An 18,236-nucleotide genomic window follows, 5' to 3' on the forward strand; every position below is an offset into this window, starting at 1 on the left:
TCGGATACTTATATTGTGCGTATTAAGGTTGCTGATGATATACAACGTCAGTAGATAATAATTAAAATTTAATGTGAAGAGTATTATGATTAAACGACAAATACTGTTTTTAGCCCTTCTATTATTGGGAATGGAAGGGGTGGCTCAGAATATAGTGTTAAGAGGGAGTGTGGAGAGTAGGTCTGGAGAAAAAATTCTCGGAGCCTCTATTTTCGCGAAAGATACCCAAAAAGGTACGATAACAGATGAAGAAGGGAATTTTACCTTACAATGCGATTCGAAAACTGTATTACAGGTTTCGTATGTTGGGTATAAAACCAGACAGGTATCTGTGAACGGGAGAAGTACGATAAAAATAGTTTTAGAAGAAGATAACTATGATCTGGATGAAGTGGTAGTAGTGGGATATGGCGTTATGCGTAAATCGGATCTGACAGGATCAGTCGCTTCGGTGAAGGCTGATGAAGCTTTGAAACAGATGCCGGTATCGAATATTACCGATGCTTTGCAGGGAAGGCTCTCGGGAGTGAGTATCATATCTGCTTCCGGACAACCGGGCTCAGAAGCTACAATACGAGTACGTGGTGTTAACTCAATACAAGCTGATACAGGCCCCCTGGTAGTGATTGACGGTTTTATTGGAGGAAGCCTTTCCTCTTTGAATCCTGCTGATATAGAATCGATCGAAGTACTTAAAGACGCTTCAGCAACGGCTATATACGGTTCGCAAGGTGCAAATGGTGTTATTTTGGTAACTACGAAAAATGTTGAAAAAGGAAAGATTACGGTACAATATAATGGCTATATCAATTTTAAAGCTCCTTATTCTTTACCGGACATGATGACATCGGGTGAGTTTGCACGGTTGGCAAACGAGTATGGTAAAGAATTTTATACAGCTTCGGGTACTGAGGTCAGAGAATTTTATACTGCGGATGAGATAGTTGCTTTTGATAATGGTAGTATCGGATATGATTATGTCGATAATATATTCAGAAAATGTGCGGTGGAACATGCCCATGAAATATCGATTTCTGGTGGTGAAAATAAGACTCAATATCTTATTTCTGGTCGTTATTCTTCTAATGAAGGTATTGTAGAGACATCTTCTAATGAGAAAGTAAACTACCGTGTAAAAGTTGACAGCGAAATAAAATCATGGTTAAAGACGGGAGTAAACTTATGGGGAGAGTATACGACCTCACAAGGTCCGAGATTCTCTCAGTACAGGGGGGTATTAATAGAAAGCTTGATTTTCCCAAATACAATATCTCCCAAAGATGAAAATGGGAAATATAACAATCTTAATTTATTGGGTAGTGCACAGTATAACCCAATGGGACATATTTGGGAACAGGATAAAGACGATTATTCTCATAAAATACGCTTACAAGGATATGTCGACTTAAAATTACTACCAGGTTTGTCCTTACGGATGAATCAAAGCTTCAATTTTGGATCGAGTATTTATCGGTCTACTTTTAATGAGGATTGTTACGAAACTTGGGCAGGAACTTCTCTTACCTCGTCAAGGGCGCAGAGCAGCCATTCATACAGTTGGATAAATTCTAATATATTGAGCTACGTGAAAGAGATAAATAGTAATCATCGGTTGAATACAACGTTTGTTTTTGAACAAAGCTATAGTGATGACTTTATCAATACCTCTTCGGCATCTGGACTTGCTTCTATTGAAATTGGAGCGAATAATACATCTTTAGGAAAAGTGATCGGTGGTGAGTCTTCTCGAATAAAAACGGCAATGATGTCGGCTTTGGCACGTGTGAATTATGTTTTTATGAATCGATATATGCTGACTGCGTCATATCGTTGGGACGGTTCTTCTCGATTGGCGTATGGTAAACGTTGGGATAATTTCCCCTCTCTTGCTTTGGCTTGGGATATCAAACAGGAAAGATTTATGGATGGAGTACCTTTTGACCAATTAAAATTGCGCTTAGGGTACGGTCAAACTGGAAATCAGGCGGTAGCAGCGTATTCGGCATTTAACGAATATATAACTAGTCGGAATGCTAATAATGACTTGGTACTTTCCTTGAAACGGATCGGAAACCCTAATTTGGGATGGGAACGTACCGAGCAATACAACATTGGTCTTGATTTCGGTCTTTTTAATAACAGGTTGGTGTTTAATGTTGACCTTTACCATAAGTTGAGTAAAGATGTGCTGATTAATGTCAATGTACCTCTTCATACCGGACAGGAAACGAAGTTGGCTAATGTCGCCCATATTTTGAATAAGGGTGTTGAAGTTACTGTTAACATGACGCCTGTGGCTGTAAAAAACATTACATGGAACAGCGTGCTCACCTTATCGCACAACCAAGGAACTTTTAAGAAGTTTTCGGATGATATTGATATGATCATGCCTTCGGGAGGATATGAAAATGACTATTTCCGTTATATAAAGGGAGGACGGATAGGTACGATATGGGGATACCAATACGAGGGTATCTGGAAAATGGCCGAAGTGTCCGGATTGCCGGAATCGGAAAACCGTCCGGAAGCCGGTTCCTATAAGTTTAAAAATCTCGATGATAATCCTTTGATTACAATAGATGACCAATGTGTTATTGGAAACGGGCAACCGAAATTTAATTGGGGATGGAGTAATACTATCAATTGGAAGAATTTTGATTTTAACTTGTTTATGATCGGGTATCATGGATTCGATATCTATAATTATACCCGTCAGGTGCGGACAATTGGTTTGACTCCTAATCCCGAAATGTATAAACGTTGGCGTCCGGATGATGAGAGCGGATATCTCGAAGGATTTATCAAGACACCGACAGGGGGACGGATATCTTCTTTATTCGTAGAGAAGGGAGATTTTGTAAAAGTGAAAAGTATAACAGTCGGATACACCTTGCCGCAGAAAGTTTTGCAAAAGCTGCGGGTGTCGTCTTTGAGGTGTTATGTATCCGTACAGAATCCATTTTTGTTTACCGGATATTCAGGAATAGACCCGGAAGTAACTTTGAAAACTCCGTTGGCTTCGGGTATTGATTGGGGATATTATCCGAATGGACGTAATTACATGTTAGGATTGAATTTCTCATTTTAAAAGATGGAAAAAATGAAAAAAATTATTGGAATAGTTTTCAGCGTTTTGCTTTTATCGGGGTGTGTGGATCTGAAGCAAGAGCCTCTCAGTTTTCTGACTCCGGAGAATATTATATATGATGAAGCAAATTTAACTAATACGGCGAATGGGCTGTATCGTACTCTTTGGCATTGGAATTATGGTTATTGCTGCCGATTGTTTACCTTAACATTGGGGGCTGATGATGTAATTTCCGGAATGTTGAGTAAATCACGTACTATTGTTATTGATGAGTTACGTGCGGATGCTACAATTAGCGAGTTGGATGTTCATTGGTTTTGGAAGAATATGTATGATCTGATATTAAATTCTAACTTAATGATTGAAGGTATTCGTGGTAGTAATGAAGATGGAGTGTCAGAGAATGAAAAACAAGCCTATTTGGGTGAGGCTTATTTTATGCGGGCTTTTGCTTATTATAACCTAGTACGGTTATTCGGAGATGTTCCGGGTATAGTCGATTCCAAATCGACTCAGGATATATTGGGTAACGAGAATATCGGACGTAATAAAGTGGCGGATATATATGATAAGATTATCGTTCCCGATTTGATTCTGGCCGAAACCTATCTGCCAGAAACCCCTCGTACAAAAGATAATTCTTCTGTTGGGAAAATTGCTGCGCAGACCTGCCTTGCAGAGGTTTATTTGACAATGGCCGGATGGCCATTGCACAGGACTGAATATTATGCGAAGGCGGCACAGAAAGCCAGGGAAATAATAGAGGCCCCATATAATCATCATGACTTGGTGGATCATTATGCCGATTTGTGGAAAGAGGTTACGAAGAATGATAATACGGAACATATATTCGCTGTGAACTGCTCTCGGGCTACGAATATGGCGAGTCAGTATGGAATCTCTTTTCTTGCTCAAGAAGAAAAAGGATGGAGCGATTATCTGGGAGATGCGGAGTTTTATTTGAAATATCCGGATGATGAACGAAAAGAGTGGAACTATCAGACTACTTATGCGGTTCCGGGAAGGCCCCAACCAAATTCGTACTTGCAGTCGGCCATGAAATCTCCTTTTATAAAGAAGTATCGCGATTATGGAATTACTGCAGCACAGTCAGATGGAATTATTCCTATATACCGATATGCGGATGTACTACTTATTTACGCTGAAGCTCAGAATTTGGCTAGTAACGGACCGGATGACTTGGCGTATGACTGCATAAACCGGATACGAAAAAGAGCTATTGGCGGAACGGCCAACAATGTCCCGGAAGGTCTCTCTTGTGAGCTTTTCGATAAATACGTTTTTGATGAACGGGGATGGGAGTTCTTTGCGGAATATAAGAGATGGTTTCAGTTGGTACGCCGGGAAAAAGTGGAAGAGTGTAACTTGTATAATGAACGTGTTGTTGCGGCAGGAAATATAAATAGGAATAAGGAAAACTATCTTATGCCACTCCCTCCAAAACAGGTAGAATTATGCAAGTTTACCCAAAATTCGGGATATTGATATTTTGGAATGTAAACCCTTATTAAGAGATTATTGGGTATGAAAAAAATAATAGTTATTTTGTTTGGTATACTTGTCACCGTTTCAATGAAGTCTCAAACTCTTTTTACATTTGAAGACGTCATACCGTCAGATTGGACGGTGACAGGAGGACAACTCGCTTTGACAGCAGTTACATACAAGGAAGGGAAAAGCTCATTGGAATGGATGGCTAATACAAACTCGAATATTTCCTTTCCTTTGGCTTTTAAAGCGTTATCTACGAATGGAACGTTTTTCTACATCTATTCTCCAAGAGTTACAAATGATACGATAACCATCTCGTTCATAAACGGGAATACGGTTAAACGAAGAGCTAATGTCTTATGTAATTTCGTGGGTTGGAGGGAGTTTAACCGTACTTATGTGGAGTATAAGACCAAAACAGCTACGAATATAACTCAAGTGGAGATTGCGCTGAAGTTGAATAAAAATGTAGCGGGAAGTCGGAGGATATTGTTTGATAACATGGAGTTTAATAACTTAACGAACCTTGAGATGAAAATACATGGTCCTCACATGGTTCTCGATAGGGAATATCTAAAAGGAAGAACTTCTTATCTTGAGCTTTATGCATTTGAACGGGATATTCCAATATCCCAACCTTCGTTTGAGGAACTGGCCGACTTGGCGTTAATTCGAGAGAGGCAGCATAGAATACTGACAACTCCTACTACATTGCAGGTCAGGAGAGCGTTGGATTTTGTAAATGCTCTGAATATTGTTGAGAATATGGATGGAACATTGTGTGGAAAAATTATTGATACCACTTATGGTGCGTTGAATGACTCTTATATACAAAGTATATTCGTACATTTGGCCAATTTGTCAAAAGCCGGTATTTATCAGGAAATGTTCTTGAGGGCGGTACGTTATATTCTTGACCAAGGAATAGGAGAAGGATGTAATTATGAGATGTCCTCGACGATGAATTTTTATACTGCGGGTAAAGAAATTCCTGCTGCTGTATTAGATGTTGCATATGCTTGTGAGGGTGATTTAAGACAACGTCTTCTCGATTTTGTGCAATGGTTTTGCTATTATAATGAAGCGTATCGTCCGGAAGAAACATATAAAGTGAATCTTGTATCAGATTATGTGTATTTATATCTGCCTCATTTTCTGGCTATAGCAGCTTTACAGACAGATGACGCTGTTGCCGTAAGGGAGTTGAAAGCTGTGAAACGTTATATCGAACGTAATACGGAATATACTCCCGGTAGTAAAGGGATATTGAAGTCTGACGGTACGGGATTTCATCATAATACTCATTATAATAATTATATGTACTCCTATATGCCTTGGACTCAATGTATGTGGGGATTGAGAGGAACTTCTTTCTGCATAGCGGAGGACGCTTATGAACGTTTTAAAAAAGCTGTACTTTCTGTGTATATAATGGCTACAAAAAGCTTTTTGGATGGGAATCATTTCTTTTCCAATACGTTTGCCGGGCGTAATTGTTTTGGAGGAGGAATCTCATTAGAGTACAGTAGAGAACATTTTAAGCAGTTGATAGAAACGGGTGATGATATTAAGGGAAATGACGAAGAATTGAAAGCTGCATATAATTATTTTTTTGAAAATAGTGATTATACCGTAGATGCGGTAGATTATGCGGGCTTTTATGCATTTAATTATAGTCCGGCAGCTATCTTTAGAAAAAAAAATTGGGTCGTGTCAATGCGTTCAATTACTTCTAAGTTTTGGGGAGCAGAAATATATAGTGGGCAAAATCGCTTCGGACGTTATCAAAGTCATGGTAGTTTGGATGTACTTTATGATGGGAGTTTAGCTGCTAATGGTTATCCGACAAATAATGCCGTAGGCGGTTGGGATTGGAATGTAGTGCCTGGTACGACAACGGTACATTATACTTCATGGTTGGATATGATGCCGGCTCAGTCAACGACCCAGCGCTTTGACCAATACAGTAAAGAAAAGAATTTTTCGGGTGCTTTGGCTATGGATTCAAATGGAATCTTTGCCACTGATTTTTCACAGATAGATAAATGGGGAAATACGGAGTGTTATCTTCCTACTAATCTGGAATTTAAGAAGAGTATGTTTGCGTTTGGAGATATGATTATTTGTATGGGGAGTGATATCACTTCTTCAGGTATGTATAGTGATGATATGATTACAGCAACCAATCTGTTCCAGAATATTGTGACAGATTATGTCGGAGATTTGGTTGTGAATGGAGAAATGGCAATCCAGGGAGAGTCGCGGATCATGGGTGATAATGATAACTGGTTTATTACGCCTGCGGGTACTGGTTATTTTGTTCCTAAAGGGAATGATCCAATTGTCTTAGCATACGGAGAACAGACTACTCCAAGCCAAACAGGTGCAGATTATGCTAGTCCGACAGGAACAGCAATGGCAGCAAAAGCGTATATTGATCACGGCGTGAAGCCAACCGGGGCGAAAGATATCTTTGTCGTTATTCCGTCGGTTACAGTGCCGAAGATGATTGCCCTTTCTCAACAGCTACAGAATCATGGGGGAGAACTATTTCGGGTTGAGGCACAATCTGCCAATTTACACGCTCTTACGTATTTACCGGGCAACACTACTGCCTATGCGTTTTTTGATGCAGTGGATGGTTTGGACTTTGGAATCGTAAAGGCAACGACTTTCAGGCATTTGTTGATGGTACATCAGGATGCCGTTAAGAATCGTTATAAATTTGCAGTCTGTAATCCTGATTTGTGCCCAAAAGACGATGTAAGTTATGGATGGCATTCTACGTCTAGTTCTACAACATTGACAGTAAATGGAAATTGGGAGTTGGTTGAGCCAGTCGATGGAGTTACGATTTGTAGTAATTCGCAGGCAGAAACACTGATCAGCGTAATTATGAATGACGGAGCACCTATTTATTTCGAATTGAAAACTCCAGATGATACAGGATTGAAAGAATGTGACAGTTGGGAAGATAATATTCGGGTAAAAAAGGTTCTTGGTGGAGTTCAGCTCATATTTAATAATCGGGTACGTTCGCAGACCAATGTTAAAATGATATCAATGGATGGTAGAGTATTATTTGATTCTTTGTTTTCCGGAGAAAACTTGGAATATTTCATACCAAATTCATCACTTCTAAGAGGCGTGAATATTATTCAAGTAGTGCGTGATGGTAAAATGAAAGTTATAAAGTTTATATTCTGATCATTAAATCAGATTGTGAAACTTAGTATTATAAAAAAGCAACATGAAAAATATTTTTTTTATTGTAATAGTTATTGTTCTGTGTGTGAATGTCTCTGCCGTGGGACAACCTTTAAAAATAGATATGCGGTCTACCGCTAAAGGGGATTATTCCGTACAGGTTTATCAAACTGATATGGGCGGAGGGGGATACATCGTTGGTATTATACAGGATATTATTAACCCAGAAGTACTTTATGCTCGTTCGGATGTTGCCGGTGTTTTTAAGAGTGTGAATGGTGGAAAATCCTGGATGCCTTATAATGCTGGTCTTGATAAAATGTCTGACCATTATTGTCATTCTTTGGCTTTGGATCCTTTTGATAATCAATCTTTATTACGTGCATCTGGAGATGTTCGGGATTTTTGTTTTGTAGGAAGAATACATCGTTCTACGGATGGTGGTAAAAGCTGGTATTTAGTAAAAGATGGATTGGATTATTATGGAAACGGACCTACGCGCCAATTTGGAGAATTGATATGTTATAATCCTGATAGAAAAGGGGAAGTTACAGCGGGTACCTATTCTAAAGGGATTTGGATTAGTAGAGATAGCGGAGAATCTTGGAAATATTCGGGATTGTCGGGCGATCGTATTTCATGCGTGAAGTATTATAATAACCGGATCTATGTAGGAACTATTTCTGATCAGGCGATGTTTAAGGGTGAACTTGTAAAAGCACAAATAAAATATAAACTTGGTGAACTTCAAGATTTTCCACGAAATAAACCTGGTAGGTTATATATGTCAGAGGATGGAGGAAAACATTGGCAAGTACTTTTTGAAGGGAATGATATAGCTTTATACGAGTTGGTGATTGCAGGCAATGGGGATATAGTGTTGTTTGCTTCCCAACAAGGGGTATATCGTAGTTGTGACGGAGGAAGGACATTTGCGAAAATAGAAGATTTACCGCAGGAATCAAAATACCGTACATTAGTACAATCAGTTCAAAATCCGGATGTTTTTTATGCAGCTGAAGAATTTCCAACAAAATATCCGGTGACAATTTATAAATCTGATGATAGAGGGAATTCGTGGTATCCTCTTAGTCCCGATTGCAAACCAGAAAATATGTTTGAATTTCCAGAAGAATGGCATGGGCGTAATCCTGGTAAAATAGGAAGTGCCATATCTCATATTTTGCCGGATTGTGAAAAGCCGGATAAATTATTTATTGCTAATTGGTGGGGAGTAACCACGACTTATGACGGAGGTAAAAATTATTATGGTCATCAATTTAAAGGAATAGGAATAATCTGTTGTGAGACATTAGTAAAACATCCTGTTCGTGAGGGTGTTTGGGCATGTGGAGTATGCGATCATGCTCCGGCATTATCGTTTGACGATAGTGAATCGTATACGATGGCTCCCATAACGGTTGGTCCTGGAAGAACGGTAAGTTTTTCTATGCGTGAGCCGGATCTTATGTTATTTGCTTCCCAACGTAAAGGACAATATATGAAATTATATAAAAGTGACGATTTGGGGAAGACCGGTCGTGTCGTTTGGGAGAGGAAAGGGGATAATTTTATACAGGATATAAAAGAAGATCCGTTGGTACCAGGTCGCTTTTGGGCTTATATGGAGGGTAATATAATTGCAAAGACTGAAGATGAAACTTCTGCCGGTATCTATATGAGTAATGATTACGGAGAAAATTGGAAAAAAGTTTGTAATCCTTGTTGGGGAAATATAGATACATTACCGGCTGAAGAATTTCAGATTGATAAAGATCTGACTCCTATTGTGAATCATCAGCGTAAGAATGGGTGTGGAACCGGGCAGATGATAGCTCTCGATCCTTTTAAAAAGGATGTGATCTATGTGGGAGAATGGACCGAAGGTGTTTTTAGAAGTGATAATGCAGGTAAAAGCTGGGTTAAAATAAGTGATAAACTGCCATTCGATAAAAAGAGAAACACTGTCTTGGCATTGGTATATGCCGATCCGTATCGAAGTGGAGTGATATATGCGGGTTTTTGGAATGGGGGATTGTGGAAAAGTGAAGATTATGGGCTCTCATGGTCTAAGATAAAACCTTTTGGGAAGAAAAAATATAATGCAAGTTCCATGTCGATAAGCAGGGATGAGAACGGACGGAGTTTGATGGTTTTAGCCTGTTCGAATCATCCGTTGGGAGATACTCCGGTACAGCTTCTTATCAGTACCGATGAGGGGAATGAGTGGACGGATATCTATGATTCTTCACTTGGCTGCTTACGTTGGATCTCTGTAGTTGCCGATGCAAAAAAACAGCGAATACACACGGCAACTGCCGGAAGTGGTATATTTTATTTCGATATTATAGATAATCAATAGATTTATGATTACGAAAGTAATTTTAATATGTATAAATATGTGAATTATGTTACAGATAAATATAAAAAAAATAGTTGCAATATTTGTTTCCATTATTACGGTTTCTAATCTGAATGCTCAGAAGTTTGAATCATATGAGAGTTTATTGGGATTGGATTTTGAACAGTTGAACAAACAGGCACTTGTGGAATATTTAACTCCGATCAGGCCGGGAGATGGGATAAGTATTCCGTTTTGGAATAAATATGCAAAGGCCTTTACTTATGCGCCAGTTTTCGAGTTTGTTCCGCAGAAAAAAGCGTCGTATTACATTTTTACTATTAATGATACTATAAGTTTTAGGACAAATTCGATATTATCTCCATTATCTACTGTTTGGGATAAAGTTCCGGTAGGAAAGAATGAATTAGTTGTGGCATCTTTTGATAAAAAAGATCGATACATAGGTGAGGCAGGACGACGTAGCTTTGAAAAAAAGTATCCGTTTATCGGTCCTTATGTTCCGAGTGTACGTTCTTATAAAGAAGCTGCTATGAAAGGTTTGTTCTATTTCTGTCACCAGCCGTATTTTAAACATTGGTTGACGTCATCGGAACCGGATATGAGCTATATTCATAATGCCTATCCCTGTAAAATTGTTGGAGCTACTGTTTCTGTAGCGGTAATGATTGCTAAATTAAATTCTGACTACAAAGAAAGTGCTATAGAAATAGCAAAGAATGCTGCGCAATTTTTAATTGACAACAGTCTTCCAGTAGATGCTCCGTTGGCTTTTTTCCCTCCAACTTATTATGGAAAGGAACTGACAGCAAGGAAGGAAGAAAATATTGGTAAGGCAATGATGATGGAGGCGGTTTTTGTTGCTGATGCTTTTTTGGATTTATATGATTTGATTCATGATAAAAAATATCTTGACCACGCACTTGGAATTGCTAGAACGTATTTGAAGAATCAAGCGGATGATGGTTCGTGGCCAGTAAAAGTTGATTATGAAAGTGGGATTCCAGTTAATGATGCTAAAGCGATACCAACTTCTTTGATTTCTCTTTTTGACCGGTTGAGAATATGTGGTTATACTGAATTCGAGACAGCTCGAGAAAGGGCTTATAATTATATAAAAAAAGATATATATCCGGCTTATGACTGGCATGGTCAGTTTGAGGATATGACGGTTTTTATTCATCGTTATGAGAATATGACAAACTGCACGGTAGCTCCGTATGCGGAATTATTGTTGAAAGATGAAGAATCTACAGCTCAGGATATTAAGGATGCGTTGGATTTGATACGTTTTTGTGAAGATCAGTTTACCATTTGGAATGTAGAAGCGGATAAAAATGGTATTTATCCGATAGGAACTCCTTGCGTCTTCGAACAATATCATTATCAAACTCCGGTAGATGATAGTGCGTGTAATGTGATTAATGCTCTTATGGCGGCTTATGATAGGACTAAAGATCCGTTATTGTTGGCAAAAGCAATAAGTCTGACCAATACAATAACAATCTGGCAAGATGCTTCTTCTGGTTTTCTGGCTACATTATGGATGGTGAGACCTGGAAAAAGTTTTTGGATGAACTGTACTTACAAATCTGTGAAAACACTACTTTTTATGGACGAGTATTTAAACAGACTAGTTAATAGCGATTCTTGTAATTAGATAAAATCAAACTAATCGATAAGGAAGTTCATATAAAATATTTTATTATGGTATTGAAGTCGTTATTATTATTGATTTGCTTATGGATATGTATTCCGATTAACTCCTCTGTTGTTGATACTATTAAAGTGAAAAGTGAAAAAATGAATCGGGATATACCTTGTATTGTTATTGCGCCCGACACAAAAAAAGCTGAATCGCGTTTCCCGGTTTTATATTTGTTACATGGCTACAGTAATAAAGGATATCATGATAGTCATAAAGTGTGGATTGATAAGATTAAATCGGATTTACCTATACTTGCTGATCAATATGGAATTATGATCGTTTGCCCTAATGCCGAAAATAGTTGGTATTGGGATAGTCTTGAAGAACCAAAGTCTCAGTTTGAAACTTTTATTACTAAGGAGCTGGTAGAATATATTGATGAAAATTATGTCACAGTATCGGACAGGAGAGGGCGGGCTATAACAGGTGCAAGTATGGGCGGACATGGAGCTTTATGGTTGGCTATTCGGCATCAAGACATATTTGGTGCTGCCGGAAGTATGAGTGGAGGAGTTGATATAACTTTGTTTCCTGATAAATGGGAAATAAAAAAACACTTAGGTGAACAGTCATCTAGTAAACAGATCTGGGAACATTATACTGTTATAAACCAAATTGATAAATTAAAAAATGGGAGTTTGTGTTTGATAATAGATTGCGGATATAATGATTTCTTTTTTCAGGTAAATAATAATCTTCATCAAAAACTTCTTAAACAAAAAATTGCACATGATTATATTGTTCGTCCGGGAGGACATACTTTTCAATATTGGAGTAATTCTATAGATTATCAGTTGTTGTTCTTTAGTAATTTTTTTAAGAATATATCCGAAGTAAATTTACCATGATTATGCTGACGAATGGAGATATAATAGAGAATATACAGGATAATACCAAAGATGTTCTTATCTTGATTAATTAGTAGTCATCTATTTTAGTATCTTTTCTGTTCTACTTGTTAGGGCAGAGGGATACTTTTCTTCATTTATTATTATAATATCGAATCTATTTATTACTTGTGTAATCGTAATGTTAACAATCTTTCATTACTTAAGTTTATTTTTTCTTTTCCATAATAATAAAGCTTTTAATATTAATAAAAGTTTGTATTTCTATGAGTTATTATTTTTTGTTATAACAAGTTATTTGCTGTCAAGTTGGATATAAGTGTCTAAATTGTATCATCAAGAATAGGTATATTTGTAACAAGTTTATTAGGATAAATATGAACTAATGTAATGTGTGATTTATTGATAGTCATTTGTGTGTAAAGGTAGAACATTTGCACACTCCTGGATTGACACATTGGAAAAGTATTAAAAATGGAAACTTCTTTCTTTATATCTGATGAGGCAGGTGCTTTTTTTCGTTTTTTTCCGATTGGAGGATCACAACGTAATGCGATGGTTGGACTTGTGTTTGTACTTACTACGGCCGGGCAGGCTACGGTAGAGATAGACAATCATTCGTATACATTGTCGGCTGGGGCATTGCTCACTTTGTTGCCTTCACGTTTGTTGCGTTCGGTGATGTGTACTGATGATTTCCGTTGTCTTACGTTTGCTTTTCGTTTCGATTCGATGACTGATTTTCCGTATGTGCTTCCTACACTTATTTCGGAAAAGATAGAGCATACCCCGTTTCTCTTTCTTACGGCTATAGAGCAAGAGCGGTTGGAGAAGTGGCATGCAGCCATAAATACTCATTATACATTTAAAACGCATCCTTCTTATAAGCAAATACTTCGTTCCCTAACATTCATTTTTACTGCTGAGGTGAGTGCTATTTATGCCAATTATCCGATAAAGACTACTGCCACTCATCGGGAGGAATTGGCAGATGGATTCTTTAGTCTTTTGCATGAACATCTTCCTATGCATAGGGAGACATCTTTCTATGCCGATCGGCTTTGCATTACTTCCAAATACTTGGCGCGGGTGATACAACAAGTCACCGGGCATACTCCGTCATATTGGATAGCCGACTTTACCGTACGTGAGGCAAAGACGCTACTGAAGTCTACTACGCTTACTGTTACCCAAATCTCAGAACGGTTTAATTTTCCTAACTCTTCTTTTTTTGCCCGTTATTTTAAGCGTTATGCAGGAATGGCTCCACAGGAGTATCGGTTATCCCAGTCGTAAATCGTATAAACATGCCCGCACTTCTTCCGGGCTACCGATATGTTTGCCTATATCATCAGACAGTTTTACGCATTCGCGCCATTCCTGATTGACATTCATTTTACATTGGGTCAGCTTCATTACAATGTTAGAAGGTTTAAATCCGGTGTCGTTCGTCAGATTGGTACCGATACCGAAAGCACATCTTATTTTTCCACGGCAATATTCATGTATTTCCAGTGCTTTGCCAAAGTCGAGTGCATTGCTGAACACGATTGTTTTAGTTGTTGAATCGATACCAAGTTCTTTATAGCGTGCAGTCAGTTTATCGATGAATTCTAATTCATTTCCCGAATCGCATCGTACACCGTCAAATAGTTTTGCTTGTTTGCGGCTGAGATTAGTCAGGAAGATGTCAGAAGTATAAGTGTCGGACAGTGCGATACCCAGATCGCCGTCATACACATTTACCCAGTTTTCCAGTGCTATGTAATTGGCATGTTTGTAACCGAACTGCGCTCCATGAAACATGAACCATTCGTGTGGATGCGTTCCCATCATCTTCATCTTATACTTCATAGCAAAGTAGCAGTTCGATGTGCCTGTGCAGTAGTGTGCAGATTTCTTTAAATACCCTATCACTCTGTCCTGCACATCAAAAGAAAATCGTCTTCGCGTACCAAATTCAGAGAATGACAACTGATGTTCATTTGAGAGTGCCACCTTTTCGGATAGTTTGCAGATTATCTCTTCCGTGTTGGCTACGTTTCCCTGTATCTGGTTTTTTATTTCTGAAACAATGGCGAGCAATGGTACTTCGTAAAGTGTCGATTTATAGAGGTAATCCGTTATTTCGATATTCAGGTGATGTTCTTTATCCAGATGGATGTCTATTTTCTCCGGTTGGAACCGGAAAGAAGAGAGCCATTCCCAGTATACCGGTGGTAGGAATCTGCAGTTACGGGTCATATATTCCAGTTCTTTATCAGCCAATGTCACTTTAGCCAGGTTGGCCACTTCTGTTTTCAGTTTACTCAGAAATACTTCTGTGTAGGCTGTTTCATCTCTGTCTTTAAAACTAAAAGTCCCCATTGCATAGGGAAACAACTTTATATAAGCATACGAAGTGGTAAACTTGTAGAGGTCTGTATCGAGTATGGTATGAATCATCATCTGTAGGTCTTTTTTTAAGAAAACACTATAAAGTTAGTATTTGTTGAGAAGAAACGCTACTCTACTCAGATATAATTACTTCATTTCTCTCTTTTCTGGGAGAGTAAGGCATTGGTTTGGCATATCCTATACGCAACAATACTACCGGGATTCTTTTTTCTTTTCCTGTTTGGTGAATTACTTCACATTGCATTTGCTCCGCCAGTACTTTCAATTCGCAAGGTTGATTAATGAAGGCGGTGGCAATGCCTGCTTCCGTCGTTTTTAGTAAGAAGTGTTCCAGTGTGCGTCCAAGTTGAATCCACTCCGGGATAGAATCATTTTCAACAGTGAAAAGTACAACATGAGAGGAGGAGTTTACTTTCTTTTCATCACTTTTGTTTTGCATCCCGGGTGTCAGACATGCTCCCATTATGAGACGTGATAGCCATTTGGGGAGGTTAGGAGCTCCGAATACAGCATAACTCAATCCGTTCAGGGTTTGTTGCTCATCCCTCTTGTTAAACCGCATCCAACTTTTCAGTTCGTTTTTGAAACGACTGTCGCTCATTTGTATTTTATTTCCTGCCAGTACGTAATCCCGTATTTTGTTGAACTCTATGCTCTGTTTCTGCCAGCAGTATATCCCGATGTATTCTTCTTTTTCAAGGGTAAGTAACTCTCTGATTACCTCTTCCGGAATTTGTTTTCCATTATATATACTTCGGTTGGTCTGCCTTTCGGCTATTTGTCCGGAGAGTAATGGCTTTTTCTGATTGTCCACGGAATGAAGTTCTATGGAGATGATTCCTTCTTCCGAAACATGTACCTTGCTGGCATATCCTATACTTTCGGCTGCTATACATAGATTTTCCGTGGCACACCCCAGTGAAACAAACATTTCTCTTCGGTTTCTGTCTACCACATGCAATGTTTTCCGGTTGTCCGGATGTATTTCAATGCTATCTTCGCAGATACGGAACAACCATGGCTGTGTATTATGTCCCGAAGGTGCTTTTGTGGCTTGTTCTACCATGAATAGATAGTCAGCTTTTTTTTCTTTCATAGCGTCAATCCTATTTTGAAGGTTATTGAATTGTGGGATAAATGTTCTTCAAACTCCGTTGTGAAATATTCGTTCGAGTCTGTTTTAACCCGTTTCAGTTTCTGCAATTCGTATCCTATAGCCAAATTTACTTTCAGTTTATGCGATATCTTCAGTTGCATTCCGACGGAGGGAGAGAGGTATAGACCTCCATTGGCTTCTTTGCCAGGAGTAAATGCGCTGCCGGCATTACATGCAAGATATGGAGTCAGCTTTTTGGGGTTGGTGACGAAGAATTGCACGTTTGCATAAAGGGGTATAAGTACTCTTTCGTACACTGAAAGCCCTGTACCGGCACCTATTGCAAATCGTTGACTAAGGTGATAATGTCCCATAACCTCCCATGTGAATGGTGTATGGGCCGGAGAACTCATCGGAAGTCCTGTTCCCAAATTGGTAGTATAGGAAATCTTTTTTGTATCGGTTTGTCCCAGAACAGTTATCGTTGAGCTAAATAATACAAATAATGGGAGGATAAATCGTTTCATTATTTCAGGTTTATAGTTATGCTTTTTACAATGTTCAGTGCGGTTGTTATTGAGGAGATGTCCGTTGTAATACCTCCGTCACTTCCGTCCGGACTACTATGTCCAATGAGGTTTAACTGAAACTCTTTTTCTCCTGACGTCAGATTCACTTCCGCTGCGTAGACCAGTGCCGGTTGCCCACTTCCTTCTTTTCCCCCTGAGTAGTTGGAATCTCCTTGCTGAGCCGATTTCGGATAGGCATCATTCCAGTCGGTTGAGTGATTTATTTCCACTTTTACAATGAATTTCTTTATCTTTCCCGTTGGAGTTAGTTTTACATCAAAACTTCCTTTAGGAGTTGCTCCGGTGACAGCATCTGTCAGGGGTGATTTTTTGGTTGGCAGGTATAGTCCGTCTTCATACTTTACACCTCTGGAATAACACCAATGCGGAAGTGCTTCTTTTCTTCGGTTTCCTCCTGCCGCTTGCCAGGTTTGCGTAGCTATTTTGTGTGTTACATAGATTGTAGAGAGATAATGTCCTTCTGTATTTTCCGTCCATATTGCAATTTGTGGCGGGTTCTTTTTATTGATTCCTAAAAACAGAGGGAAATCATGTAACCATCCATCTCCCTTTTCAATTGATATCCTGATGTCGTTGCTGTGATATTCCACCAAATCTTTGTTGCATCCACCCGATAACAGGGCAAAAATGCAGATTCCTATTATTGTCATCTTGTTCATTTTCTTTTTTATCGTTTTTCTAACCAAATATCTATCAGTATATTAATGCCCTCTTCCAATTCTTTCCAGCCGTCCTCGGTCTGAATGTTAATCCCGTTAAAAAACGGACAGTTTTCTTCCAGCAAGCTGAGATAGCTGATTGCAGCAGTGAGAATACTTGCCATTGCTGCGGTTTCTTTCTGAGGATGTTTAGATAGTTTGCTGACAGCATCTACCAGCCATATTCCCTTTGCTTCCCTCTTTTCCCGTAGTTCTTTAATAAAAGTATTGTTGGATGTCAATTCCCATCGGTATAATCTTCGGAGTGTGTAACTTTGTCTTAGCATAGCAATTTGTCTCTTGAATATTTCTTTGATAAATTCGCCTATGTGCTCTTCGTCCGGCAGTTGTTCGTCGAAGTTTATCCAGTAATCATGTTGCTGGATGTAAGCTGCTATTAATCCATCCAATGAATTGAAATAGCGATAAATTAGCATTTTGGAAACTCCGGCTTTAGCCGCTACAGCATTTATACCCAATCCTTCGAATCCGTTTTCTTCGATAAGTTCGTCAACGGCTTTGATAAGATTCATTTCTGTGGTTTGCCTGTTTTTAATTACTTCTTTTTCCATTATTCTGTTGTTGTTACTACTTGGTCACAAAAGTATGTTTCCTATCGGTAACATCAAAAAGAAAAAGGGAATAAATTTTAAGAGCCTGTTTAAAATTTCCTTGGGATAAGCTGAAGAGAGTTTTTAAGAGGAGAGTTTAAACAGGCTAAGTGGTTAGT

General features: G+C 38.7%; 12 protein-coding genes. 7 read left to right on the forward strand and 5 right to left on the reverse strand.

All coding sequences use genetic code 11. The annotated features are described in order from the left end of the window. The first annotated feature begins 85 nt into the window (after positions 1-85). The 7 genes from VCM39_RS05190 (at position 86) to VCM39_RS05220 (ending at position 14,021) form a co-directional block, all read left to right on the forward strand. Positions 86-3,088 carry a TonB-dependent receptor gene (locus tag VCM39_RS05190; RefSeq protein ID WP_322933108.1) on the forward strand — a complete coding sequence of 1,001 codons (3,003 nt, stop codon included), beginning with the start codon at positions 86-88 and terminating at the stop codon, positions 3,086-3,088. Between the two features lie 12 nt (positions 3,089-3,100). Next, positions 3,101-4,594, forward strand: coding sequence for a RagB/SusD family nutrient uptake outer membrane protein (locus tag VCM39_RS05195; RefSeq protein ID WP_221651196.1), 1,494 nt, complete (start codon positions 3,101-3,103; stop codon positions 4,592-4,594). 39 nt (positions 4,595-4,633) lie between these two features. Continuing rightward, the gene (locus VCM39_RS05200; protein WP_322933107.1) at positions 4,634-7,807 is read left to right on the forward strand and encodes a polysaccharide lyase family 8 super-sandwich domain-containing protein; all 3,174 of its coding nucleotides are present in this window, start codon (positions 4,634-4,636) and stop codon (positions 7,805-7,807) included. 43 nt (positions 7,808-7,850) lie between these two features. Continuing rightward, positions 7,851-10,169 carry a VPS10 domain-containing protein gene (locus VCM39_RS05205; RefSeq protein ID WP_322933106.1) on the forward strand — a complete coding sequence of 773 codons (2,319 nt, stop codon included), beginning with the start codon at positions 7,851-7,853 and terminating at the stop codon, positions 10,167-10,169. A gap of 46 nt (positions 10,170-10,215) precedes the next feature. Continuing rightward, entirely contained in the window at positions 10,216-11,829 is a 1,614-nt protein-coding gene (locus VCM39_RS05210) for a hypothetical protein (protein ID WP_221651199.1), read from the forward strand. A 47-nt stretch (positions 11,830-11,876) separates the two neighbouring features. Continuing rightward, entirely contained in the window at positions 11,877-12,725 is an 849-nt protein-coding gene (locus tag VCM39_RS05215; RefSeq protein ID WP_221651200.1) for an alpha/beta hydrolase, read from the forward strand. A gap of 474 nt (positions 12,726-13,199) precedes the next feature. Further along, entirely contained in the window at positions 13,200-14,021 is an 822-nt protein-coding gene (locus VCM39_RS05220; RefSeq protein WP_289293041.1) for a helix-turn-helix domain-containing protein, read from the forward strand. Here the strand turns inward: VCM39_RS05220 and pncB are convergent. From pncB to VCM39_RS05245, 5 genes are all read right to left on the reverse strand, one after another. Next, the gene (gene pncB / locus VCM39_RS05225; RefSeq protein ID WP_322933105.1) at positions 14,007-15,173 is read right to left on the reverse strand and encodes a nicotinate phosphoribosyltransferase; all 1,167 of its coding nucleotides are present in this window, start codon (positions 15,171-15,173) and stop codon (positions 14,007-14,009) included. The genes VCM39_RS05220 and pncB overlap by 15 nt on opposite strands. Before the next feature lie 61 nt (positions 15,174-15,234). Then, on the reverse strand, positions 15,235-16,218 hold the full coding sequence (locus VCM39_RS05230; RefSeq protein WP_322933104.1) for an Acg family FMN-binding oxidoreductase: 984 nt from the start codon (positions 16,216-16,218) through the stop codon (positions 15,235-15,237). Continuing rightward, a complete protein-coding gene (locus tag VCM39_RS05235) occupies positions 16,215-16,745 on the reverse strand; it encodes a hypothetical protein (protein ID WP_322933103.1) in 531 nt (176 codons plus the stop codon). Before VCM39_RS05235 ends, VCM39_RS05230 begins: the two co-directional genes overlap by 4 nt. After that, the gene (locus VCM39_RS05240; RefSeq protein ID WP_322933102.1) at positions 16,745-17,467 is read right to left on the reverse strand and encodes a hypothetical protein; all 723 of its coding nucleotides are present in this window, start codon (positions 17,465-17,467) and stop codon (positions 16,745-16,747) included. Before VCM39_RS05240 ends, VCM39_RS05235 begins: the two co-directional genes overlap by 1 nt. Positions 17,468-17,475: 8 nt before the next feature. Beyond that, complete coding sequence (locus VCM39_RS05245; RefSeq protein WP_221651206.1) at positions 17,476-18,078, reverse strand: TetR/AcrR family transcriptional regulator; 603 nt, start codon at positions 18,076-18,078, stop codon at positions 17,476-17,478. Positions 18,079-18,236: the final 158 nt, after the last annotated feature.

Origin of the sequence: Bacteroides mucinivorans (assembly GCF_034654355.2) — a bacterium.
Lineage (GTDB): Bacteria > Bacteroidota > Bacteroidia > Bacteroidales > Bacteroidaceae > Bacteroides > Bacteroides nordii.